Annotated in this window: 20 protein-coding genes and 3 pseudogenes; 9 read left to right on the top strand and 14 right to left on the bottom strand. The window is 72.0% G+C overall.

What is annotated here, in order from left to right; all coding sequences use genetic code 11:
• Positions 1 to 569: 569 nt before the first annotated feature.
• Positions 570 to 1430: an alpha/beta fold hydrolase gene (locus tag ACWD5Q_RS04710; protein WP_451425549.1), complete on the top strand. Its 861-nt coding sequence runs from the start codon at positions 570 to 572 to the stop codon at positions 1428 to 1430.
• A 51-nt stretch (positions 1431 to 1481) separates the two neighbouring features.
• Here the strand turns inward: ACWD5Q_RS04710 and ACWD5Q_RS04705 are convergent, their stop codons facing one another.
• The 3 genes from ACWD5Q_RS04705 to ACWD5Q_RS04695 all read right to left on the bottom strand — a co-directional run bounded on the left by ACWD5Q_RS04705 (position 1482) and on the right by ACWD5Q_RS04695 (position 4660).
• A complete protein-coding gene (locus tag ACWD5Q_RS04705) occupies positions 1482 to 3074 on the bottom strand; it encodes a transporter (protein WP_451425548.1) in 1593 nt (530 codons plus the stop codon).
• On the bottom strand, positions 3071 to 3862 hold the full coding sequence (locus ACWD5Q_RS04700) for an ABC transporter ATP-binding protein (RefSeq protein WP_451425547.1): 792 nt from the start codon (positions 3860 to 3862) through the stop codon (positions 3071 to 3073). The genes ACWD5Q_RS04705 and ACWD5Q_RS04700 overlap by 4 nt, the downstream gene beginning before the upstream one ends.
• A gap of 144 nt (positions 3863 to 4006) precedes the next feature.
• Complete coding sequence (locus ACWD5Q_RS04695) at positions 4007 to 4660, bottom strand: bifunctional DNA primase/polymerase (RefSeq protein ID WP_451425546.1); 654 nt, start codon at positions 4658 to 4660, stop codon at positions 4007 to 4009.
• Between the two features lie 392 nt (positions 4661 to 5052).
• On the opposite strand from ACWD5Q_RS04695, the gene ACWD5Q_RS04690 reads away from it, so the two are divergent.
• Positions 5053 to 6438 carry a transcriptional regulator gene (locus ACWD5Q_RS04690; RefSeq protein WP_451425545.1) on the top strand — a complete coding sequence of 462 codons (1386 nt, stop codon included), beginning with the start codon at positions 5053 to 5055 and terminating at the stop codon, positions 6436 to 6438.
• 217 nt (positions 6439 to 6655) lie between these two features.
• Entirely contained in the window at positions 6656 to 8179 is a 1524-nt protein-coding gene (locus ACWD5Q_RS04685; RefSeq protein ID WP_451425544.1) for a hypothetical protein, read from the top strand.
• Between the two features lie 87 nt (positions 8180 to 8266).
• Here ACWD5Q_RS04685 and ACWD5Q_RS04680 read toward each other — a convergent pair whose 3' ends face one another.
• Complete coding sequence (locus tag ACWD5Q_RS04680) at positions 8267 to 9601, bottom strand: ABC transporter substrate-binding protein (RefSeq protein WP_451425543.1); 1335 nt, start codon at positions 9599 to 9601, stop codon at positions 8267 to 8269.
• A gap of 117 nt (positions 9602 to 9718) precedes the next feature.
• On the opposite strand from ACWD5Q_RS04680, the gene ACWD5Q_RS04675 reads away from it, so the two are divergent.
• Together ACWD5Q_RS04675 and purU are read left to right on the top strand one after the other, a co-directional pair.
• On the top strand, positions 9719 to 10219 hold the full coding sequence (locus ACWD5Q_RS04675) for an SCO4402 family protein (RefSeq protein ID WP_451425542.1): 501 nt from the start codon (positions 9719 to 9721) through the stop codon (positions 10217 to 10219).
• A gap of 70 nt (positions 10220 to 10289) precedes the next feature.
• The gene (purU, locus tag ACWD5Q_RS04670) at positions 10290 to 11171 is read left to right on the top strand and encodes a formyltetrahydrofolate deformylase (protein WP_451425541.1); all 882 of its coding nucleotides are present in this window, start codon (positions 10290 to 10292) and stop codon (positions 11169 to 11171) included.
• Between the two features lie 114 nt (positions 11172 to 11285).
• Here purU and ACWD5Q_RS04665 read toward each other — a convergent pair whose 3' ends face one another.
• Both ACWD5Q_RS04665 and ACWD5Q_RS04660 read right to left on the bottom strand, forming a co-directional pair.
• Positions 11286 to 12482 (bottom strand): zf-HC2 domain-containing protein, encoded by a 1197-nt coding sequence (locus ACWD5Q_RS04665; protein ID WP_451425540.1) that lies wholly within the window; start codon positions 12480 to 12482, stop codon positions 11286 to 11288.
• The gene (locus ACWD5Q_RS04660; RefSeq protein WP_451425539.1) at positions 12482 to 13060 is read right to left on the bottom strand and encodes a sigma-70 family RNA polymerase sigma factor; all 579 of its coding nucleotides are present in this window, start codon (positions 13058 to 13060) and stop codon (positions 12482 to 12484) included. Before ACWD5Q_RS04660 ends, ACWD5Q_RS04665 begins: the two co-directional genes overlap by 1 nt.
• A gap of 461 nt (positions 13061 to 13521) precedes the next feature.
• On the opposite strand from ACWD5Q_RS04660, the gene ACWD5Q_RS04655 reads away from it, so the two are divergent.
• Positions 13522 to 14034: an EF-hand domain-containing protein gene (locus tag ACWD5Q_RS04655; RefSeq protein WP_451425538.1), complete on the top strand. Its 513-nt coding sequence runs from the start codon at positions 13522 to 13524 to the stop codon at positions 14032 to 14034.
• Here ACWD5Q_RS04655 and ACWD5Q_RS04650 read toward each other — a convergent pair.
• A pseudogene (locus ACWD5Q_RS04650) lies at positions 14013 to 14273 on the bottom strand (AMP-binding enzyme); the annotation flags it as partial. The gene ACWD5Q_RS04655 and the pseudogene ACWD5Q_RS04650 sit on opposite strands and share 22 nt — an antisense overlap.
• A 595-nt stretch (positions 14274 to 14868) precedes the next feature.
• On the opposite strand from ACWD5Q_RS04650, the gene ACWD5Q_RS04645 reads away from it, so the two are divergent.
• The gene (locus tag ACWD5Q_RS04645; protein WP_451425537.1) at positions 14869 to 15357 is read left to right on the top strand and encodes an ATP-binding protein; all 489 of its coding nucleotides are present in this window, start codon (positions 14869 to 14871) and stop codon (positions 15355 to 15357) included.
• A 204-nt stretch (positions 15358 to 15561) separates the two neighbouring features.
• Here ACWD5Q_RS04645 and ACWD5Q_RS04640 read toward each other — a convergent pair.
• The 5 genes and pseudogenes from ACWD5Q_RS04640 to ACWD5Q_RS04620 form a co-directional block, all read right to left on the bottom strand.
• Positions 15562 to 15687 (bottom strand): annotated as a pseudogene (locus ACWD5Q_RS04640) (cyclase family protein); the annotation flags it as partial.
• A gap of 90 nt (positions 15688 to 15777) precedes the next feature.
• Positions 15778 to 16455: a response regulator transcription factor gene (locus tag ACWD5Q_RS04635; protein WP_451425536.1), complete on the bottom strand. Its 678-nt coding sequence runs from the start codon at positions 16453 to 16455 to the stop codon at positions 15778 to 15780.
• Positions 16452 to 17321 carry a sensor histidine kinase gene (locus ACWD5Q_RS04630; RefSeq protein ID WP_451425535.1) on the bottom strand — a complete coding sequence of 290 codons (870 nt, stop codon included), beginning with the start codon at positions 17319 to 17321 and terminating at the stop codon, positions 16452 to 16454. The genes ACWD5Q_RS04635 and ACWD5Q_RS04630 overlap by 4 nt, the downstream gene beginning before the upstream one ends.
• Entirely contained in the window at positions 17318 to 17851 is a 534-nt protein-coding gene (locus ACWD5Q_RS04625) for a hypothetical protein (protein ID WP_451425534.1), read from the bottom strand. Before ACWD5Q_RS04625 ends, ACWD5Q_RS04630 begins: the two co-directional genes overlap by 4 nt.
• A gap of 57 nt (positions 17852 to 17908) precedes the next feature.
• A complete protein-coding gene (locus ACWD5Q_RS04620) occupies positions 17909 to 18094 on the bottom strand; it encodes a hypothetical protein (RefSeq protein ID WP_451425533.1) in 186 nt (61 codons plus the stop codon).
• Between the two features lie 114 nt (positions 18095 to 18208).
• Between ACWD5Q_RS04620 and ACWD5Q_RS04615 the strand changes: the two genes are divergently transcribed.
• A complete protein-coding gene (locus ACWD5Q_RS04615) occupies positions 18209 to 18862 on the top strand; it encodes a hypothetical protein (RefSeq protein WP_451425532.1) in 654 nt (217 codons plus the stop codon).
• Positions 18863 to 18921: 59 nt separating this feature from the next.
• Here ACWD5Q_RS04615 and ACWD5Q_RS04610 read toward each other — a convergent pair whose 3' ends face one another.
• On the bottom strand, positions 18922 to 20328 hold the full coding sequence (locus ACWD5Q_RS04610) for a recombinase family protein (RefSeq protein ID WP_451425531.1): 1407 nt from the start codon (positions 20326 to 20328) through the stop codon (positions 18922 to 18924).
• 14 nt (positions 20329 to 20342) lie between these two features.
• On the opposite strand from ACWD5Q_RS04610, the gene ACWD5Q_RS04605 reads away from it, so the two are divergent.
• Positions 20343 to 21524 carry an MFS transporter gene (locus ACWD5Q_RS04605; RefSeq protein WP_451425530.1) on the top strand — a complete coding sequence of 394 codons (1182 nt, stop codon included), beginning with the start codon at positions 20343 to 20345 and terminating at the stop codon, positions 21522 to 21524.
• A gap of 99 nt (positions 21525 to 21623) precedes the next feature.
• Here the strand turns inward: ACWD5Q_RS04605 and ACWD5Q_RS04600 are convergent.
• Positions 21624 to 21826 (bottom strand): annotated as a pseudogene (locus ACWD5Q_RS04600) (flavin reductase family protein); the annotation flags it as partial.
• Between the last annotated feature and the right edge of the window lie 3 nt (positions 21827 to 21829).

Raw genomic sequence — 21829 nt, 5'->3', positions numbered from 1 at the left:
TCGCAGCGCCGCGGCCGTTCGCGTGCGAGGCTGTCGCATGAGGCATATGACCTGAGGGCTCTTGGCCGGGGGTGACCGCGAGGTCACCTGGTCAGGGAGGGGGGCGGGCGGATGTGCCACGGACATGGGGTGGGCCCCGGCGCCCTTGGGCGCCGGGGCCTGTCCTCCCCTGTTCTGACCCGGAGCCCCGAGCTCCCAGGGTCATCCCCCTCGGACCGGTTTTCCCCGAGCGGTCCGCCTCCCGCAGAAGATCTCCCCGCGCAGGCGGCGGCCAATCATCGCGGGGGGTCACTCGAAGGAGGGGTGTTGCCGCCGGAAACCCCATTTTCGAATAGCTATTCGATAGCGTGGGGGTGACGATCGCACCGGACCGTGCGCTGTACCCATCGGCACGTTGTACGGCGGAACGGATCGCAGGCCACCCCGGCACCGGGCCGACACCCGACGCACGGGGACGGCGCGCGACACCAGCAGGAGCAGCAGGACCACAGCGGCAGCAGGACGAGCGCGTGGACCGACCGCGCGAAGCGGGGCGAGCGGTCCGAGCGGAGCAGGGGGGTGCCTGGAGGATGGCGCGGCGCATCGACGTGACCGGGGCGGGCGGCGTACGCCTCGCCGCATGGGAGTTCGCCGACCCTCCCAAGACCGGGGAGAGCGAGCCCCTGCCCGGTGTGCTGTTACTGCACGGACTCATGGGCCGTGCCTCGCACTGGGCGTCCACCGCCCGCTGGCTCTCCGAGCGCCGTCGCGCCGTCGCGCTCGACCAGCGCGGCCACGGCCAGAGCGACAGGCCGCCCAAGGGCGAGTACACCCGCGAGGACTACATCGACGACGCCGAGGCCGCCGTCGAACAGCTCGGCCTCGCCCCGGTCGTCCTCATCGGCCACGCCATGGGCGCCCTCACCGCCTGGCAGCTCGCCGCCAAACGCCCCGACCTGGTCCGCGGCCTGGTCATCTGCGACATGCGGGCCTCCGCGCTCGGCGCCGCCACGCAGCGCGAGTGGGAGAACTGGTTCACGTCCTGGCCCCTGCCCTTCGCCACGCTCGCCGACGTCCGCAAGTGGTTCGGCGAGGACGACCCCTGGGTGGAGCACCCCCATCCGGCCCGCGGCGCGTTCTACGCCGAGGTGATGGCCGAGTCGGCGGACGGCTGGCGGCCCGTCTTCGAACCCGAGGAGATGCTGAGGTCCCGCCAGACCTGGGTGTACGACGCGCACTGGGAGGAGCTGGCACAGGTCCAGTGCCCGACCCTGGTCGTCCGCGGCCTGGACGGCGAACTGGGCCGGGCGGAGGCGCAGGAGATGGTGCGCGTCCTGCCGCACGGCCAGTACGCGGAGGTGCCCGACGCGGGCCACCTGGGCCACTACGACCAGCCGGAGGCATGGCGCGCGGCGGTCGAACCGTTCCTGGACAGCCTGCTGACCCCCTGACCGCGCCGGTCCGGCGGACCGTCCCCGCCGCGTCCCCAACCCCTCAGCGCACTAGCCTTTGCTGACCGCCGCCAGGATCTCCGGCAGCCGTCGTGCCGTGCGGGGTGCCGCGAGGCGCAGTCCGAGAAGGAGGAGCAGCGCCCCGTACGCGGCGCCGGCGGGCAGCAGCAGCCAGGTCCAGTCCTTCCCGCCCGCCGTGACGTTCAGCCAGATCGTCGCCGCGATCATGGGCGAGGACAGCAGGGCCGCCGAGACCAGGCCGCCGACGATGGAGATCCAGGCGAGCCCGGCCTGCCCGGGGACCACGTTCTTGAAGCCCTCCTGCGGGATCGAGTACGGGAAGCCGGCCGAGGCCCAGGCGCCGGTGCCCAGCATCGCGCCGAGCAGGGCGAGGGACAGCCCGAGCACCTCGGGCAGCCTGGGCCATGCACCGAGCAGCGCGGTGGTGACGACGGTGACGAGGGTGGCGTACGGCAGGGTGATCAGCAGCAGGGCCAGAGCCCGGCCGCGCAGTTCGGCGTAGGCGTCACGGGGCGAGGAGATCGTCATCGCGACCATCCAGAACGCGGAGGTGTCCTGGCCGAACTGGTTGTACATCTGGATGCCGAGCATCCCCGCCGCGAAGCAGGCCAGGTAGACGGAACCGGTGCCCTGGAGGACGTTGACGACCGGCACGATCATCCCGATCGCGAGCGAGGTCACCCACGCCGCCTTGGTCGTGGGGTCGCGCCACACATAGCGCAGACTGCGCTCCATCACCGTGCCGGTGCGGCTCGCGGGCAGCAGCCGGGACAGCCGCGCCGAGGCGCGTTCCCGGGGGCCCGGTGCGGCGGCCTGGAGCGTGGACCCGTCCGGCGAGGTCATCAGCTTCGTCAGACTGCGCGACCACAGGGCCAGCAGCCCCATCAGCGCGGCGGCGCTCAGCGCGAGCTGGGCGAGCCCGGTGCCGTAGGAGCCCTTGCTCATGGAGTCCACCGCGCCGATCGCGGAGGCGGGCGGGACCCAGCGCAGCACGGCCGCGACCGGGTCGAGCTGCGTGAGTCCGCCCGGCCCCAGCCGCTGGACGCCGAAGTTGACGAGCTGGGCGCCGACGGCGACGACGAGCCCGCTCAGGACGGCCAGATCGCGGCCCTTGCGGCTGGTCAGCAGCCGGATGTTGGCGGCGACGACGGCCCGCGCCAGCGCCACGCACACCAGCAGCGCGAGCACGACGGCGACGACGGCGGTCGCGCAGGCGGCCGCCCCGTGCGCCACGGCCACCACCGAACCGGCGAACAGACACAGGGTGAACAGGGGCCCGATGCCGACCAGGGACGCCGCGAGCAGGGCCCGTATGAGCGGCTGCGGGCGCAGCGGCAGCATCACCAGACGCGTCGGGTCCAGGGTCTCGTCCCCGCTGGGGAAGAACAGCGGCATCACCGCCCAGCCCAGTGCCAGGATCCCGGGCAGCAGCACGGCGACGGTGGCGGCGTGCGTCGAGCCGCGCAGCGCGATCAGACCGGTCAGCTGGAGGGCGGCGAGGAGGAGCACCACGACGACGCTGGTGACGTACGCGGCCCGCCGCCGGGCGGACTGCCGCAGCCCGCCCCGCAGCAGGGACAGCTTGAGCCGTACGAGGGTGGGGGTGAGACCGGGGGCGCTCATCGGGCCCCGCCGCCCAGCCAGTCGAGGTCGGCGCCGGCGCTCTGGGCGCGCGCACCCACCAGTTCGAGGAACGCCTGCTGGAGCGTGGGCGCGTCACCCCGCACGTCGGCGAGCGGGCCGTGCGCGCGGATGCGCCCGGCGGCCATCACCGCGACCCAGTCGCACAGCGACTCGACCAGCTCCATGACGTGGGAGGAGAAGACGACGGTGGCGCCGGAGGCGGTGTACCGCTCCAGGACACCGCGGATGGTCTGCGCGGAGACGGGGTCCACGCCCTCGAACGGCTCGTCCAGGAAGAGGACTTCGGGGTTGTGCAGGAGGGCGCTGGCGAGCCCGATCTTCTTGCGCATGCCGGTCGAGTAGTCGACGACCAGCTTGTGCTGGGCCCCGGCCAGGTCGAGGACGTCGAGGAGCTGGGTGGTCCGCTTGTCGACCTCGGCGCCGGGCAGCCCGCGCAACCTGCCGGTGTAGGCGAGGAGTTCACGTCCGGAGAGGCGTTCGAAGAGGCGCAGGCCCTCGGGCAGTACGCCGATACGGGCCTTGACCGCGACCGGGTCGCGCCACACGTCGTGCCCGACGATCTCGACGGTCCCCTGGTCGGGCCGCAGCAGCCCGGTGACCATGGACAGGGTGGTGGTCTTCCCGGCGCCGTTCGGCCCGACGAGCCCGATGAACCGTCCCGCGGGCAGCTCCAGATCGATCCCCGCGACGGCGATCTGCTCCCCGAACCTCTTCCAGAGCCCCTGCACCCGTACGGCGGCCACACCCGCCCCTGCTCCCTCGGTCATGGGAGCACCATACGGGGGGCCCTCACACCCTCCGTAAGGTGCGGGACGGAAACCGTCATCCGGCCCCGCAGCACGGGACGGCGCCCCGCCCCGTCCCGCACGGCCGCCGGGGAATCCGGAACCGGCGGACGGGATCGCGAACGGCTACCGATCCCTTCCGCAGGCGTACGCCAGCGGGGAGATCAGCTCCTCGGCGTCCGGCAGCCACCGGTTCGCCGGCGTCGGCCGGCAGGCCCACTGCACGGCCCCCCGCGACCCGTACCGGGTGGGCGGCGCGGCCACGTACTCGCCCTCGCCGAGGGTGAGCAGGTCGAGGGAGGACGGCGACCAGCCCAGGTTCCGCAGCAGGTCGGGGACCTTCGCGGAGGCCCCGGGGAGAACGAGGAACCGCATGCGCCGGTCCGGCGCCAGCGTGACCGGCCCGAGGGTCAGCTCCATCCGCTCCATGCGCGCGAGCGCGAGGAAGCCGGCCGTCTCCGGGACGTCGATGGCGTCGAACGTGCGTCCGGTGGGCAGCAGGACGGACGCGGTGGGCTGCGCGGACCACATCCGGCGCACGGCCGTCACGCTGCCGGTCGCCTCGGTCGCCCAGGCGTCGCACTGCGGGTGCGCGCCGGGCGTGGGGCACGAGGGCCGACCGCAGGAGCAGCGGTGCACCCCGTCCACGACCTCCAGCCAGGTGCCCGGGAGCACGTCCCAGTGGCGGTCCTCGGCGTAACGAACCGCGGCTTCCAGGAGTGAGTCGCCGCGCTGCTTCGGGATGTGGGCAGCTTCAGGGCCCGCGATGGTCTCTTCCACGATGAACTCAACTCTAGCCGTCACCGGGGGTTACGCCCGCCTACCGGGAGCCATCTCCCGCTCGGGGAATGGTTTTTGGGCATGACCGTTTTGCTTGGCCTCGTCCCACATGCGCCGGGGAGGAGCACCGCTGCCGAGGGCGGGGCGCATGGATGCACGCGTGGGGGCGCGCACGAGGACCGACGGCGGGGGCGGGGTAACCAGGTGAGGGGTGCTGCATGGGTCTTTACCCCGGCAATCCTCGCATGTCTCGCATCAGAGGCATGTCCGCTGGGCATCGATCTTCAAGGCCGGATCTTTTCGGTGCACGGAAAGGGTGTTTCCGGTGTCCGGCCGCCGAAGGCACGTCAACTCGGTGCGTGAGCAGGCACCGCAGCCACAGGGGGTACGCCATGGCCGCACGGCCACTCGTCGCGCGACAGCCGAACGAACGGCTGCAGGGACTCATTCAGGAAGCGGGCTGCTCGAACGCGGGGCTCGCCCGCCGGGTCAACATGTGCGGCGCCGAACACGGACTCGATCTGCGCTACGACAAGACGTCGGTGGCCCGTTGGCTGCGGGGGCAGCAGCCGAGGGGCCGCGCCCCGGCGGTCATCGCCGAGGCGCTCGGCCGCAAACTGGGCCGCACGGTCACGATCGACGAGATCGGCATGGCCAACGGCAAGAACCTCGCGTCCGGCGTGGGCCTGCAGTTCTCGCCGACGGTGCTCGGCGCCGTCGAGCAGGTCTGCGAGCTGTGGCGCAGCGACGTCGGCCGCCGGGACTTCCTGTCCGGCTCGTCGGTCGCCGCGTCGGCGCTGGTCGAGCCGAGCCGGGACTGGCTGATCTCCGCGCCGGACGCGCAGGTCGCGCGGTCGGCCGGGCCACGGGTGGGCCCGTCGGACGTGGCCGCGGTGCGCGCGACGACCCAGGCCCTGGTCGGGCTGGACCACCAGTACGGCAGCGGGCATGTGCGCCCGGTCGTCGTGCACTACCTCAACAGCGTCGTCTCGGGACTGCTGGCCGGCTCCTACCGGGAGGCCGTGGGCCGCGACCTGTTCGCCGCGGTCGCGCGGCTGACCGAACTCGCCGGCTACATGGCCGTCGACACCGGGCAGCCCGGACTCGCCCAGCGGTACTACATCCAGGCGCTGCGGCTCGCCCAGGCGGCGGGCGACCGGGGATACGGCGGCTATGTACTGGCCGCTTCCATGAGCCACCTCGCCGCGCAGCTCGGAAACCCGCGTGAGATCGCGCAGTTGGCGCGCGCGGCCCAGGAGGGGGCGCGCGGGCGGGTCACACCCCGCGCGGAGGCGATGTTCCATGCCGCCGAGGCACGGGGGCACGCGCTGATGGGCGATGCGCGCGCCGCGCAGCTCGCGGTGGGACGTGCGGTCACGGCGCTGGAGGCGGCCGATACGGCGTCCGGGGACGACCCGGCGTGGATCGCCCACTTCGACCAGGCGTATCTGGCGGACGAACTGGCCCATTGCCACCGGGACCTGGGGCAGGCCGAGGCGGCGGCACGGCGCGCGGAGGAGTCCCTCGCCGGGCACCCCGAGTCCCGGGCCCGGCGCCGGGCGATCGGCTATGTGCTGCTCGCCACGGCCCAGGTGCAGCGGCGCGAGGTGGAACAGGCCTGCTCCACGGCCCTGAAGGCCGTGGACCTGCTCGGCTCCCTGCGGTCCAACCGGGGCGCCGAGTATCTGGAGGACTTCCAGCAGCGGCTGGAGCCGTACCGGGACGAGGCGGTGGTGCGGGAGTTCGGGGCGCGGATGGAGCTGGCCGCCGCGGCGTAGGCCTCCGGCGGAGGTTGCCGGTGCGGGCCCCGGGGCGCGGCACCGTGGACAGGGGGAGGCAGTCGCCCTCGGCTCCCCGCTGGTGGTTTGTGGCTGCTCGCGTGGGTTCCCCCCGCTCTCGGCGGGCCGCTCCACCCGTGCTGCGTGGCACCCGGCTCCAGGGACCCGGTAGCGTGAGCCGACGCTTCCGTAGGTTCCCCCGATCGTAGGAGTCCCGGTGACGCAGAGTGGACAGGGCGAGGAGCCCTCGGCGCGGCCCGCGCGCGAAGGCATCGTGCTGCCCTCCGACGGCGGCGAGCCCCTCCTGCCGGGCATGACGGGCGGGGCGAACGGTCCCACGGCCCCGGCGGGCGGCTACGGCGCGGCCCCCGCGGGCGGCCCCGACGGCCACGCCGCCCCGTCGGGCGGCCAGAGCTGGGGTCAGCCGTGGGGTCCTGGGCAGCAGCCGGCCCAGACGCCCCCCGCCCAGGACTGGGGCGCACAGCAGTCCTGGGAGCAGCCGCCCGCGGATCCCCGGTCCGCGTGGGGCGGTGCTCCCGCACCGCAGCAGGGCGCCGGGCCGCTGCCGCCCGAGGGCGCGCAGCCGTCCCCGTACGGGACGCACGGACAGTCCGCGGCCCACGGCGTACCGCAGCCGCCGCACCACCCCGCGCCCCTGCCGCCGCCCGCGGACGAGGGCGCCACGCAGTACATCCCCCCGGTGGCCGCCGCGCCCGAGGAGGGCGCGACGCAGTACATACCGCACGTCACCGGCGAGGGGGCCACCCAGTTCATCCCGCCGGTCGCGGGCGCCCTGCCGCCGGAGCTGCCGGCGGATGACGCGACGCGGTTCCTCGGGCAGTCGGGGGCGGTACCCCCCGCCGGTCCCGACGCGCAGGCCACGCAGTACCTCCCGCCCGTGCCCGCGCAGCCGGGCCCGGCGCCCTACGGCGCCGCGCCGGGTGCGCCGGGCGCCGGTCAGCCGCCCGCCGAGTTCGACAACCTCTTCCGCGGCGACCCGGACGGCGCCGGTTCCACCCAGAACCTGCCCCGGTTCGACGCGGGGGACGCACCGGGTGTGCCCCCGGGCCGGCCGGCCGGCCGGCGCGGCGGCGAGGGCGGTGCCCGTACCGGCTCGCGTGTTCCGCTCATCGCGGCCGTCGGCGTGGGCATCGTCGTCCTCGGTATCGGGGCGGGCGCCCTGCTCGGCGGTGGCGGCGACGGCAAGGGCGACCACAGCACGTCCGTCGCGGCGACCGGACCGGCCACGGGCCCCTCGTCCTCCTCGTCGGGCGGCGGCGACGCGGCCAAGGCGCAGGCCGTCGCGCTCGACACGCTCCTCGCCGAGAGCGGCAACAGCCGTGGCGCGGTGATCAAGGCGGTGGCCGACGTCAAGTCCTGCCAGAACCTCGACCAGGCCGCCACCGACCTGCGCGACGCGGCGAAGCAGCGCAACGACCTGGTCACCCGGCTGTCCGGGCTCGCGGTCGACAAGCTCCCCGCGCACGGCGAGCTGACCGCCGCGCTCACCGACGGCTGGAAGGCGTCCGCCGCCGCCGACTCCCACTACGCGGCCTGGGCCGACCAGGTCTCGGGCAACAAGAAGGCGTGCCACAAGGGCCAGGCGCACACCACCGGCCAGACAGCGGCCGGCAACCGGGCCAGCGGCACGGCCAGCGCCCAGAAGGCCAAGGCCGCGAACCTGTGGAACGCCATCGCGCAGAAGTACGGCCTGACCCAGCGCCAGCCGACCCAGCTCTGACCGCCGCGAGGTGCGCCCCCGGCCGCAGTCGCGGACCGGGGGGCGCACCTCACGTATGCCTGGCGGGCGGTGCCCCCGTGACCCACCTCACTCGGTGGTCGCGTTCTCCAGTGTCTTCCCCACGTTCACAAAGCCCTTGCGCGCCCCCACCAGCCGTCCGCCGTGTATGACCTGGAAGGTCACGTCCGAGTTGATCAGGCGTGGGAAGTCGACGACCGCCGTCAGGTCCTGGAAGCGCCACCGCAGGGTCGGCGTGAGACCGCCCGTGTCCACCTTCAGGCCGTTGTCGAGGGCCGAGCGGATCGTCCGCGCGGAGACCTCGCCGGTGCCGAGCGATTCGACGACCTTCGACAGGACGGTGTACGCGATCCACGTGGTCTGCACACCGGCGTCCGCCGGATCGATCCGGTTGTCGTCGAAGGCCTGCTCGCGGATCACCTTCTTCATCGGGTCCCAGCGCGAGTCCGTGGCCTCCGGGTACCAGCTCGTGACGTACGCGCCCTCGTACGGTCCCGACTTTCCGCCCGAGGAGTCGATCACCGACTGGTCGACGCTGCCGAGCACGGAGGCGGTGCGCACCGCCGGGTACGTGTCGCTCAGCCGGCGGAAGGAGTCCATGAAGGTGCCGGTGCGCTCGTCGAGGGAGGGCACCACGCATCCCTTCCGCTGCGGATCGACGGTCGCCTTCTGCAGCGCCTGTTGCGCCTGCTCGTCGAAGCCGGTGGCGTCCTCGGCGGCGCGCACGTCCTCGGCCGGGGCGTGGCCGCCCGCCTTCAGCCCGGCGTCGATCAGCAGCGGAAGCTGGTCGCCCGCGATGGTGTCGGGCCGCACCAGCGCGACGGGGCCGCAGCTCTTGCCCAGCTCCTCGCCGAGCCCGGCCAGCAGTGCGGGCTGACCGCCGTTGACGGGGTAGGAGAGCACGCTCTTGAACTCGTCGTCGGTGAGCCCGTAGCCGCCGATGTAGGGGATGCCCGCCGACTCCAGCGGGGAGAGGAAAGAGGACGCGTACTGGCTGTAGGAGCCGACCACCGCGACGGCGTGCTCCTTGACGGCGGTGCGGGCGCATTTCGCGGCACCCACGAAGTCGTTGTGGTCGTTGCAGGTGAGGACGTTGAGCTTGTGGCCGGCGAGGCCGCCGTGCGCGTTGACGTAGCGCGCGTACGCCTTGGCCATCGCGGGCATGCCCGGCTTGTTGGTCGCCGAGGTCTGATCCGGCGCCCAGGTCATGACGGTCACCGTGCCGCCTCCGGAGTCCCCCAGGACGCCGGGGACGACACCGCACGCGGCGGCAACCGACGCGACCGCCACCAGGGCACCCGCGGTGAACAGAGCCGTCCTGACGCGAGGAGCCGCTGTCGTGCGGACGGAACCCTGAACGCGGGGGCGGGTGGGGGAGGAGCTGGAGCGTCGCCTGCCGGTCATAGACACGCACGATTCCGCCACATAACCAACCCGGGAGTGACTGCCGGTTAGCACCAGGTGCCTTTGAGGTGAATTGCGGGGGTCGGCGATCCGGATTTCCCGGGGAACGTACGATCGGTGACCGTGCAAGGTTCGGACAACTCTTCCCGTCGCGGCCGTCGCTCATCCACCATGGGCGGCATGCCACTCAACGACATGCCGTGGTGGCGCTGGCGCAGCAATGTGCGCTCCGCGCTGCACATGCTCTCCGACCCGGTGTTCCAACGGGACGTCTGGCTGGCCGGTGTCGAAGGATACGGTGACGTCACGGACGCCGTGTACCGCCTGGTCGAGGACACCTGGCTGGACAGCTGGTCGGCCGAGAAATACGTCGGCACGATCTTCCGCGACTCGTCGGAGGCGGCGCTCGTGGACACCGCCGTCCTGCGCGTGCTGCGGATCATGCACCAGGTCGGGCCGGACGCGCCGGTGGACGCCTACCTCAACCACGAGGGGTGGCCGGAGGCGGTGCGGGCGGCACGCGACGCGCATGTGCGGCTCGCGACGAGCGACGGCGAGGACCCGGACACGCTCCCGCGCACGCTGGAGGTACTGCGGATCCTGACCCGGACGGCGTAGCCGCCCACCGGGCCGTCCGGGTGGCGGGACGGCACTCCTCGCGTGCCCCCGTCATGAGACCCTGGCCTGCATGAGTGAGCAGACCTCCCGAGCCGCGGTCCCCGCCGACCAGTACGTCCTCACCCTCTCGTGCCCGGACAAGCAGGGCATCGTGCACGCCGTGTCGAGCTATCTCTTCATGACCGGCTGCAACATCGTGGACAGCCAGCAGTTCGGCGACCAGGACACGGGACTGTTCTTCATGCGGGTCCACTTCTCGGCGGAGCCGCCGGTCACCGTGGACAAGCTGCGCGCGAGCTTCGCGGCGATCGGCGACTCCTTCCAGATGGACTGGCAGATCAACCGGGCCGACGAGAGGATGCGCGTCATCCTCATGGTCAGCAGGTTCGGCCACTGCCTGAACGACCTGCTCTTCCGCGCCAGGACCGGCGCGCTGCCGGTGGAGATAGCGGCCGTCGTGTCGAATCACACCGACTTCGCCGAGCTGGTGGGCTCGTACGGCATCCCCTTCCATCACATCCCCGTGACGAAGGACACCAAGCAGGAGGCCGAGGAGCGGCTGCTCGAACTGGTCCGCGAGCTCGACGTCGAGCTGGTGGTCCTGGCCCGCTATATGCAGGTGCTCTCCGACGACCTGTGCAAGCAGCTCGGCGGCCGGATCATCAACATCCACCACTCGTTCCTGCCGAGCTTCAAGGGCGCGAAGCCGTACCACCAGGCCCACGCACGCGGGGTGAAGCTGATCGGGGCGACCGCGCACTACGTCACGGCCGACCTCGACGAGGGCCCGATCATCGAGCAGGAGGTCGAGCGGGTCGGCCACGGCGTCACCCCGGACCAGCTGGTGGCGATCGGCCGCGACGTGGAGTGCCAGGCGCTGGCACGCGCGGTCAAGTGGCACGCCGAGCGCCGCATCCTGCCGAACGGCCGGCGCACGGTGGTGTTCGCGTAGGACCCCGGCCTGCATCCGGCTCACCGGCGCGCGCCGCATTCGGCCTGCATACGACGTACAGACGCGGGCCGTATCCGGCCTGCATACGACGAACGGGCGCGGGCCGTGTCCCGCCTACATCCGGCTCAGTGACGCGGCCGCGAACAGCACGTCCCTGATCGCCTCCCGGTCGCCCAGTTGCCCCACGGCCGCCTCCTCGGGCGGCACATGGCCGGCGGCCAGCCGGCAGAACTCCACCCCGTCGAGTGCGACGTGTGCCACCTCGTGCGGTGGAGGAGAAGCCGAGAGCGGGGGAGAGCCGAGAGCGATCAGCCACTCGCCGCCGCCCGCGCCCTCGATCTCCAGACGCAGGCAGCGCCCGGGCTCGCCCGCCGGGACCCGATGCCGGGTGCGGGCGGGCGAGGCCGGTCCGGCCTGCCGCCGTGCCGCGAGTGCGGCGGGGAGCATCCGCGCCGCCAGGTCGATCATCCGGTTCAGATGGCGCGGCGCCGGCGGCGCGTACGGGTAGTCGACGGCCGTCGCGATGTCCTCCGCGTGCACCCAGCACTCGAAGGCCCGGTCCAGCATCGCGTCGTGCAGCGGCAGCGCGAACCCGCCGTACTCCACCGCGAGTTCCCCGGACCCGCCGGTGAAGGACGCCGTCCGCACCAGATGGTGGCTCTGCTCCCGCCAGGGCACGCGCACGGACCGGGTCGGCGGGAAGCGGGCGTCGCGCCAGTACGCCTCCGTGCGCCCTTGCGGCGTGGCGGACTCGGCGGTCGTGCCCGCGAGCGGGTCGCCGAGCCCCAGCGCCACCGCCACCAGTCCGTCGACGGAGAGCAGATGGGCGATCACCCCGGCGACGGTCGTACGACGACTCGCCGGCCCGGTCCCGTCGAACCACCGCAGCCGTACGGGCACGTGCCACTCGGCGTCGCCCATGTCCTGGAGCAGCGCGTCCAGGCGTGCGGCCTCCGCGTCGTACGGATCGGCCCAGTCCGGTACCGGGATACGGGGCGGTCGCCGTTCCAGGCAGCTCTCCAGGACCCGGGTGCGCAGACCCGGATCGAGGTCGAGGCTTCCGGGACGCCGCAACAGCCCCACCGCCTCGCGCAGCCGCCGCGCCTCGTCCGCGCACGGGCCGCAGCCGCTGAGGTGCTCCTCCACGGCCGCCGTCTCCTCCGCCGGACAGGCGGCCAGCGCCCAGGCCCCGAGCAGTGCCTGCAGCACCCGGTGCTCGCGCTCGAGCGGCCCTGCGGACGGGGCGGGGGCCGCCCGCGTCCCCGCCTCCTCGTGACGCCCCGCCTCCTTTGCGCCCTCCGCCCTCGTCATCACACGGCCCCCGGTTCGCGGGGGGCGCCCGAGGGGTCCGTCTCGTAGGCCGTGGACAGCAGTTGGAGGCCGAGGCGGAGGCGGCGCCGGGCCTCGTCCGCCGTGATGCCGAGGTCGACGGCGGTCCGGCGGTAGTCCCGGCGCTGGAAGTGGGCCCGCTCCAGGGCGGCGCGCAGCGGCATGGGCATGGAGGTGACGATGTAGTCCGCGCGGGCCGCGACCGAGGCGCGGCGCACCGTGCGCTCCAGCTCCTCGGGGGCGCCCCGGCCGTGTCGGGCGAGGGCGGCGGTCGCGGTGGCGCGCAGCCGCCGCACGGCGAGCCGGTGGGTCAGCAGGGCGACCCAGGAGCGCAGGGGCCCCTGCTTCGGGTCGTACTCCCCGGGGTTGTCCCAGAGGCGGGCGAACACCTCGCGGGTGATGTCGTCGGCCGCCGTCTCGTCCCCGAGTACACGGTGGGCGAGTCCGTGCACCAGCGAGGCGAACCGGTCGTAGCACTCGCCGAGCGCGGCCGCCTCGCCTCGGGCGAGGCGCCGCTGCATCCGGCGGTCCCACCGGGGTGGAGCGTCCTTCTCCGTCATGCGGCCCCTCCCCTGCGGTCGTGCCGGCCCAGCCTGTGGTCCCCACCTCCCTGAATGTAGTCGGCACGTCGGACAGCGCACGCCTTTTTGCGGCAATGTGCCCCTCTTTACGAGCCGTTGGTGAGAGAGGCAGCCGTGCGAGACCGGCCGCTCCGGGCGGGCGCCCACGCCGACGGCCCGTCCGAGCCTCGTGCCCACCCGCGTACGCCCCCGCGGGCGCCCGCGTCAGCCCGTGCGCCCCGCCCGTGACCCGCACGCTCCGTCCGTATGCCTCCATCACCTCCCCCGCGACGCGCCCGGCGCACCCCCGTCAAGGGAACACTCCAGGACAGCCACACTGTTGTCCCGGAATTCCCGCGGTCTTGGTACAAGCGTCGTTTTCCGCCGCCCGCCGCACCCCCGGCGTCGTACGCTCCGTCCGAGACGCACCCCCGACTCATGTAAGGCGGCCCGAGAACACCATGGTCAGCACCGAGTACGAGCGCAGGATCGCCGCCCGGTTCGCCACCTTCGACCAGGACGGCAACGGCTACATCGACCGCGAGGACTTCAGCGCGGCGGCCAAGGCGGTCCTCGCCGAGTTCGGCACCGCGGCCAGGTCCGAGCAGGGGCAGGCCCTGTACGCCGGAGGCGAGGCGTTCTGGCAGGGCATGGCCGGCATAGCGGACCGGGACGGTGACCAGCGCATCACTCGCGAGGAGTTCGTGGGCGGCGCGGTCAAGCGGCTGCGCGACAACCCCGAGCGGTTCGCGGAGATCGCCCGCCCCTTCCTGCACGCGGCGCTCGCCGTCGCGGACGGTGACCACGACGGCCGGGCCACGGTGCAGGAGACCGTGCGCGTCCTCACGGCGCTCGGAGTGGGCGAGGACATCGCCCGGGCGGCCGCCGCGGCGCTCGACGCCGACGGCGACGGCAAGGTCGGCGAGACGGAGGTCGTGACCGCGATCGCCCGCTACTTCACCGTGCCGGAGTAGCGCTCCCGCAGCCTGTACTTGAGCACCTTCCGCAGGGTGTCGTTCTGCGGCAGGGCGTCCACCGCCTCCAGCCGCTCCGGCAGCCTGTGCACCGACAGCCCCTCGGCGCGCAGATACGAGACGACCGCGTCCAGGGTCAACCCCTGGGCGCCGGGCTGCTGTATCACCACCGCGCAGACCCGCTCGCCGCCCTCCCGGCCGGGCCGTGCGATCACCGCCACGTCCCGCACCCCGCGGTGTCCGAGTCCGGGGTGCACCTGTTCCCGAAGCGATCCGGGGTGCGAACCCACCGTGCGGGAGAATCTACGCAGAGTGACGACATCCTCGCCGATGATCTTCTCTCCGGGGCGGCCTGGACGCCTCTGTGCAGGCGTTCTGCGGAATGAGCCGCTATGGATGTCGCGGATTGTGGCATTCCGTAATTACGGAGCGTTGATACCGGGTTGTGTCCTACGCGTGACTTGTCACAGACCGGAGTGAGCGCGGGGCTCCGGTACCTTGTGTGGGATGCGAGCGGTTCCGAGCATGAGCGCTACCGGTGCGGCCCTTGGGGCGGCGCCGGATCCGTTGCTGCGTGGCGCTCGCGGGGCGGTGCGGACCCTCGCATCTGCCTGTTCGACTCCCCGTGGCGGGCGTCGCACAGTATGCCGTACGCGTACTCCTTCGCGCTGGAATATGCCCGAAGCGCTTGTTGGGGTGACTGTACGTCAACCATGCTGTCGTGCAAGGGAATCACGGTGCGTGATCCTGGTTCCTGCCATGCAGACGATGACCACGATCGTGGCGCTCGCAAGGCGCGAGGCGATGTGTCCGCCGGTTCGGATGGTGTGAGCGGTGCAGGTGCTTCAAGTTCAGCTGGAGATCCGGCCCGACCCCGCGGAGGTGGGGCGAGCCCGGAGCTGGGCACGCTCCCGGCTCGCCGGGTCGGGGATAGGCGCGGACGAGCCGCTGGCCGAGACCCTGATCCTGCTCGTCTCCGAACTCGTCACCAACGCCGTGGTGCACACCGGCTGCCCCGCCGTGCTGCGCCTGCTGCTGACGGGTGTCCGGGACGACCCCTCCGGCTCCCCGGGCGGCACCGTCCGTCTCGAGGTGGCCGACACCAGTGCCCGCCCGCCGGTGCCCCGGCACGCGCGCGGTGACGAGACCGGCGGTCGCGGCCTGGAGCTCGTCGACGGCCTCGCCGACCGCTGGGGCTGGGACCCGGAGGGCGCGGGCAAGCGCATCTGGTGCGAGGTGGACCGCTGTACCGGGGTGGCCGCCCGGATCAGGGCGTGCGCGGCGGAGGCGGCGCTCGCCGACCTCGCGTGCGGCTTGGTCTAGCGGAATCCGCGTACGGCTGGGTCCAGCGGCGTCCGTGTGCGGCGCGGCGCGGTTGGGCCGGAATCCGCGTACGGCGCGGGCCGGCGGAGTCCGCGGACGTAGGGCCGGCCGCCCGAGTGCGCCCCGGCACCGGCGTACGCGCCCGGGTGCCGCACGGCGGTATGGCCTCCGCCGCCCGGGGCGGGGCCCTGTCGCGCCCTCCCGCAGGATCGCCACCGGCGCCACGGGCGTTCCCGTGCCGCCGGTGAAGGGCTCGGGCATCGCCGACTGCGGGAAGGTGTGACGCCCAGCTTTTCCACAGGCTGTGGACAACTCTTCGGGATTCCAGTTGTCCGTCTCCGAAGCCGGCTGCGCGGATGGCTGGAGTCGGGTGCACCGAACGCGGCCTCCGCTCGCGGGCCGCCGGCCCCTGCTGACTGCTCAGTCGGGTGGGGCAGCCGGGTCGGTGATCCGATGCCCCACGCCGGGTGTGGTGGAGATGACCGGGGGCTCGCCGAGTTTGTGGCGCAGGCGGCTGATGGTGACCGTGACCGTGTTGGTGAACGGGGCGGCGTGCTCGTCCCTGACCTGTTCGAGGAGGTCCTCCTTGCTGAGGAAGGCGGGGCTCGCGTTCAGGAGGGCTTCGAGTACCGCGAACTCCTTGACGGAGAGGTCGAGTCGGCGGCCGTCGCGGCCGGCGGTGCGGCGCATCGGGTCGAGTTCGATGCCCGCCGTACGCAGGGTGCGGGACCGGGCTGTGGGGCGGCGCCGGGCCAGGGCGCGGATGCGCAGGACGAGCTCGGGGAAGTGGAAGGGCTTGGCGAGGTAGTCGTCGGCGCCCAGAGTCAGGCCGCTGACGCGGTCGCCGGGTGAGTCGGCGGCGGTCAGCATCAGGACCATCACGCGGCCGTCCCGCTCGGTGATCATCTGGCAGAGGGTGTCGCCGTGGATGCCCGGCAGGTCGCGGTCGAGCACGACGACGTCGTACGCGTTGATGTCCAGCTTGGCTGCGGCGTCGAGCCCGTCGTGAGCCACGTCCACGGCCATGCCCTGGTCGCGCAGTCCCTCGGCGATGACCTCGGCGAGGGGGCGGGCGTCCTCGACCACCAGGACTCTCAACGCGCCACGTCCGTCTCTGTGGTGGGGTCTTTTGTCGCCCTGTCGCCTGGGCGGGGGAGGGTGACGGTGACGCGCAGGCCGCCGTCGGGGAGGGCGCGCAGGTCCAGGGTGCCGTGGTGGGCCTCGGTGATGGCCGCGACGATGGAGAGGCCGAGGCCGCTGCCGTGGCCGGTGCCGGTCCGGTCGGCGCCGAGGCGGCGGAAGGGCTGCGCGAGGTCCGCCACCCGCCGCTGGTCGAGGACCGGTCCGCCGGACTCGACGACAAGGGACACGGCGCGGCCGTCGTCCCTATCGCCTCCTTCGGCCAGTACCGCGACGCCGATCCAGCCCCCGAGGTCGTTGTGCGTGATCGCGTTGTCGATCACGTTGTCGGCCACGCGGCGCAGCAGGGTCCGGCTGCCCCACACCCACGCGGAGTCGTCGATCGGGTTCTCGCGCACCGTCAGGCCCTTGGCCGCGATGTCCTTCGCCCGTCCGGCCAGGGCGGTCAGTGCGAGCTCGCCGAGGGCGAGCCGTCCCGAGTCGGTGAACTCGCCGTGCTGGGTGCGCGCCAGGACGAGGAGGCTCTCCAACAGCCGGTCCACCTGGTCGAGTTCGGCGCGTATCCGGGCGGCCAGGGTGGCCGTGGTCTCGGGTACCGGGCCCGGTTTGGCGAGGGCCACGTCCAGGGAGGCCCGCATCGTGGTGAGCGGGGTGCGCAGTTCGTGGGAGGCGTTGGCGACGAAGAGGCGCTGGGCGGCGGGCGACGGCTCGCACAGCCGCGCATACAGGGCGGCGACGGAAGGGGGTGGGGTATGACCCCCTGAAGGGCCTTGCTCGACCGCCGTGTCTTGGCGGCCAAGGTTGCGCCACGGTTTCAGGGTCATTCCGAGGGGGCGTCCACAGGGCTTCTCCTGCTGATCACTTCGTTGATCGCCTCATCAAGAGACGTGCGCGCTGGAGCAACATGGAGCCTCCACAGTTCTACGCGCCTCTCTCGGGGCCAGGTGTGCATGACGTAGCACTGCTCTCGGAGGAACTTGGCGATACGGTGCACCTCGTCTGGCCCCACCTCCGCGATCCGGTGACTGCTGTCGTGCACCTCGTGCAGGGCCTCGTGCATCTCGCTGTCGTCAGCACCTGATCGCTCCAGGGCTCGACGGAGTTGGTTCAAGGAGTTCTGGAAAAGCCTGTACTCCGCCCGCCGTGCGTCCAAGATCCATCGATCACGCTCGGCCTCAATCTGCTGTCGCATGACCTCCAGCGTGCTCCGGTGGCTCGCCTCCGCCGCCTCCAGGGCGGTCCGGTGGCTCGCCTCCGCCTGGGCCAGTGCAGTGCGCATCTGCCAGCGAGCGACCAGCACGCTCACGGGGATGCCGGCGAGGGCAAGAACTGCGGCGATACCTGTGAGGCTCATGACAGACCATCATGCCAACTAAGGCCCCAGAAGCGGTGATTGAAGGTGCCATCGAACTCAGAGCAGGCCCAGCTTCGCCATGTCGAAGTGCTCATCGGTCAGGTTCTCGTACCCGTGCTCGGAAGCGTAGGCCAGGATGCGCGCGAGCGGAGTGTCAGGGGCTGGCGGTTCGGTGGCCAGCTCGAAGCCGGTGACCTGGAGGGCGAAGCGGAGGCCGATGTCATCGGCGTGATCGTTGGACATGGCTCCAGAGTAGCGAGGGTAGGCCTGCTTTGAGAGGCGCCTCACATGCAGTGACCTGCACTTTTCCCTGTCGCGCCCTGTAAATTTCGGTTCCCCCCCCGCGATGGTGGCGGGGTGGATGTTGTCTCCGAAGAAGGGAAGCCCGAGATACAGGAACATGTATGGCGTCGTGCGCTGGTGCGCTCGAACATGAAGCACGCAGAGAAGTTGGTCGGCGTCGCCATGGCGCTGTACGCGGACTACGAGACGGGCGAGAACGTTTGCCCGTCGAGCGGGACGATCGCCAGGGAACTCGGCTACGGCGGGAAGGCTCCAGAGCAGACGGTCAACAAGATCGTAGGCAGACTCCGTAAGGCTGGCTGGCTCACGAAAACCGGCAAGGTGCCGGATGGTCCAGTGATCTACCGACTCACCTTGCCGAAGCAGGGGGGTATGGCTGAGAAGCCATACAACCTACATACCTTCAAGAGCGACGGCGGTAGGAGCGAGAAGCCAGCGGCGAAGAGCAAGCCGGAAGGCGAAGAGCGCAAGCAACTGGCGAAGGTGGGCCGCGTGAGCGGCCCCCAGCAGGAAGACGAAGGGGGTCGCTCGCTTGGGGGGCCTTCGGCCCCCACCTTGTCCTTCGTAGACCTTGGCAAGGTCAAGCAAGAGGAACAGTGTCGACGCTGGTTCGGAGACGCGTACTCAGCTCCCTTGCCGGTGGACTTCGACTACGACGGCTTGACCGACCGGCTCCAAGGAGCAGGGCAAGAGTCGCCGCCTTTCTGATCTGGCATGACGAAGCCCCGCCCTCGGGTGAGAGCGGGGCCCGAGTTGAGCGGGGCAGGCTACGCGTCGGGTTTGTCGGCGGTGTGGTTCCACTCCACGGTCATGTAGTCGTCCACGGTCATCTTCGCCGCCTTCTTGAAGCCGTTGGGGTACATCGTGATCGTGGTGACGAACTGGACCCACGCTCGACGGACGGGGAGCGGAGTGTTCGGCCAGTCCTGAATCAGGCCAGCGATGCCCGACACGGGGTCGATCGGGGGCAGGCCAGTGACACCGGACAGCTTCTCGTCGATCTCGTCGAGCCTGGCCCGGATCGCCTCGGTACCGGCCGTCATCTGCGACAGGGCGATGGAGCCCGAGGCGTAGGCCACGGCCAACCCGTCGAGCCGTTCCCGCAGGGTCTGCGCCTCCTGGTGGAGGTGTGCCGAGTCGTCTCCCTCCTCCTGTCGAGCGGCGAGGACCCAGGGCAGGAAGTCGGGGAAGACGATCCGCGCCAGGACGGCGTTACCGGCTCGCTTGTCGGCCAGCTCTCGGGGTACGCGTACGTGCTTCTGTCCGCAGCGGTAGACCGGCGTCCCTCGGTACATGCCGCCGCGCACCGCCTCCCCACATCGCTCACAGGTAGCCAGTCCGGCGAGCAGGGTCTGAGGGGCCGAGCCGGTACGTGCACCACCCGTGAAGCGCTTGGGGTTCGTCAGTGCCGACACGAGGGCGTAGTGAGTCACCTCGTCCAGGATCGTGGGCCACCGGCCCGCGCCCACCACTTCGCCGTGGTAGGTGGCCTGTGCGATGTACCGAGGGGAGATGAGCACCTTCTTCACTCCGCCCACACCCCACCCCTTCGCCTCGCCTTTCGCCGTGCCGGACGACGAGCGGGGAGCGAGTAGACCGAGGTCGGTCCAGAAGCGGGCGACAGCCGCCAGGGTCTCGCCCTGAAGAACCATCTCGGCACCCTTGCGGATCGCTTCTGCCTCAGCCTCGACCACGGTCACGTAGTCGTCGGCGTATCCGAACGGCCGCAAGCCTGTCTTGTGCGGCGTGCCGTTCTTGGCCGCCTGAAGGTTCGATGCCTTCTGCCGTAGTGCCTTCTGCTCACCCTCGTACTCCGCCCACGCCGTGACCGTCTTGGCCGTAGCTCGACCAGCCGGAGTCGAGAGGTCCAGGTGCCCGGCGTGGATGGCGTGGACGTTGATCCCCAGTGCGATCACTCGCAACAGGTCTTCCGTCTTGCGTACGAGCCGGTCAGTGTGCCAACAAAGGATCACGTCCGGCTTGGATGCCAACAGCCGTTCGAACCCCGGCCGCACCTTGCCTGAGGTGGCGCTGACGTCGTTGTCCGCGATCACCTCTCGTACGGTCCAGCCGCGAGCCGCGGCGTACGCCCGGCACTCGTCCTCCTGCCGCTGAACACCCAACTCGTCGCCGTGCTGATCGAGGCTGAGTCGTACGTAGATGGTGACGTCCACCTGTCCTGCCCCCCTTGTGCCTGCTCACCGTGCTGTGCGCCCCAAAGATCTACCACAAGTTCGGCTGGTCACGCGGCACGATCGGCGCGGCGGTGTCCGTCAACCTGGCGCTGTACGGACTGACCGCGCCCTTCGCGGCCGCCCTGATGGACCGCTTCGGCATCCGCCGGGTCGTCGTCGTGGCCCTCGCGGTCATCGCGCTCGGCTCCGGCACGACCGTGTGGATGACGGCGGCCTGGCAGCTTCTGCTCTGCTGGGGCCTGCTCGTCGGCCTGGGCACGGGAGCGATGGCGCTCGCGTTCGCGGCGACGGTCACGAACCGCTGGTTCACCACGCGCCGCGGCCTGGTGAGCGGCATCCTCACCGCCGCGTCCGCCTCCGGACAGCTCATCTTCCTGCCCCTGCTGTCCTGGATGATCCAGGGCCACGGCTGGCGCCCGGCCGCGGTGACGGTGGCCCTCGCCGCCCTCGCGGTCATCCCCTTCGTCTGGCTGCTGCTGCGGGATCATCCGGCGGACGTGGGCCAGAAGCCGTACGGCGCGCCCGCGTTCGTGCCCCGGCCGGAACCCGTGCCCGGTGCCGCTCGCCGGGCCGTCACCGTGCTGCTCTCGGCGGTGCGCACGGGGCCGTTCTGGCTGCTGGCCGGCACCTTCGCGATCTGCGGCGCCTCCACCAACGGCCTGGTCCAGACCCACTTCGTGCCGGCGGCCCACGACCACGGCATGCCGATCACGGCGGCCGCCTCGCTGCTCGCGGTCATCGGCGTCTTCGACGTCATGGGCACGATCGCCTCGGGCTGGTTCACGGACCGCTTCGAACCGCGCCGGCTGCTCGCGGTGTACTACGCCCTGCGCGGGATCTCCCTGCTCTTCCTGCCCATGCTGCTGGCTCCCGCCGTCCACCCCCCGATGATCTTCTTCATCGTCTTCTACGGCCTGGACTGGGTGGCCACCGTCCCGCCGACCCTGGCGCTGTGCCGGGAGCAGTACGGCGACGACAGCGCCATCGTCTTCGGCTGGGTCCTCGCCTCCCACCAGGTCGGCGCCGCCCTGGTCGCGTTCCTCGGCGGCGTCGCGCGGGACGTGTTCGGCTCCTACGACGTCGTCTGGTACGCGTCGGGCGCCCTGTGCGCGGCGGCGGCCCTGATGGCACTGGTGATCCGCCGCCGGCCGGCGGGCGTGCCGGCGCTCGCGTGACCGCGCATCCCGGAGCTTGACCGGGGAGACGGGGGGCGTGCCCGGTGAGCCGGGGACCGTGCCGGACTCCCCGAGCGCGCCTGACTCCCCGCATCCCTCCAGGAAGCGGCCCTGGTGGAACAGCGGCGGAGCGTCCGCGCCGTCGCCGGTCCCGAGGACCCCACCCGGCCCACCACGATCAGTTGGTCCCCGCCCGTGTGCACGGCGTGGATCGCACAGTCGATCCACGCCGTGGCAGCGGTCAGACGCGGGGAGCCGGAGAACGGCGCAGGTCCGTAGCCCGCAGGCTCTTGCGCCCCGGTGGT

It is taken from the genome of Streptomyces sp. NPDC002513, assembly GCF_053595355.1.
Note: the sequence above shows the minus strand (reverse complement) of the source record. Positions and strands in the feature narration are given on the sequence as shown.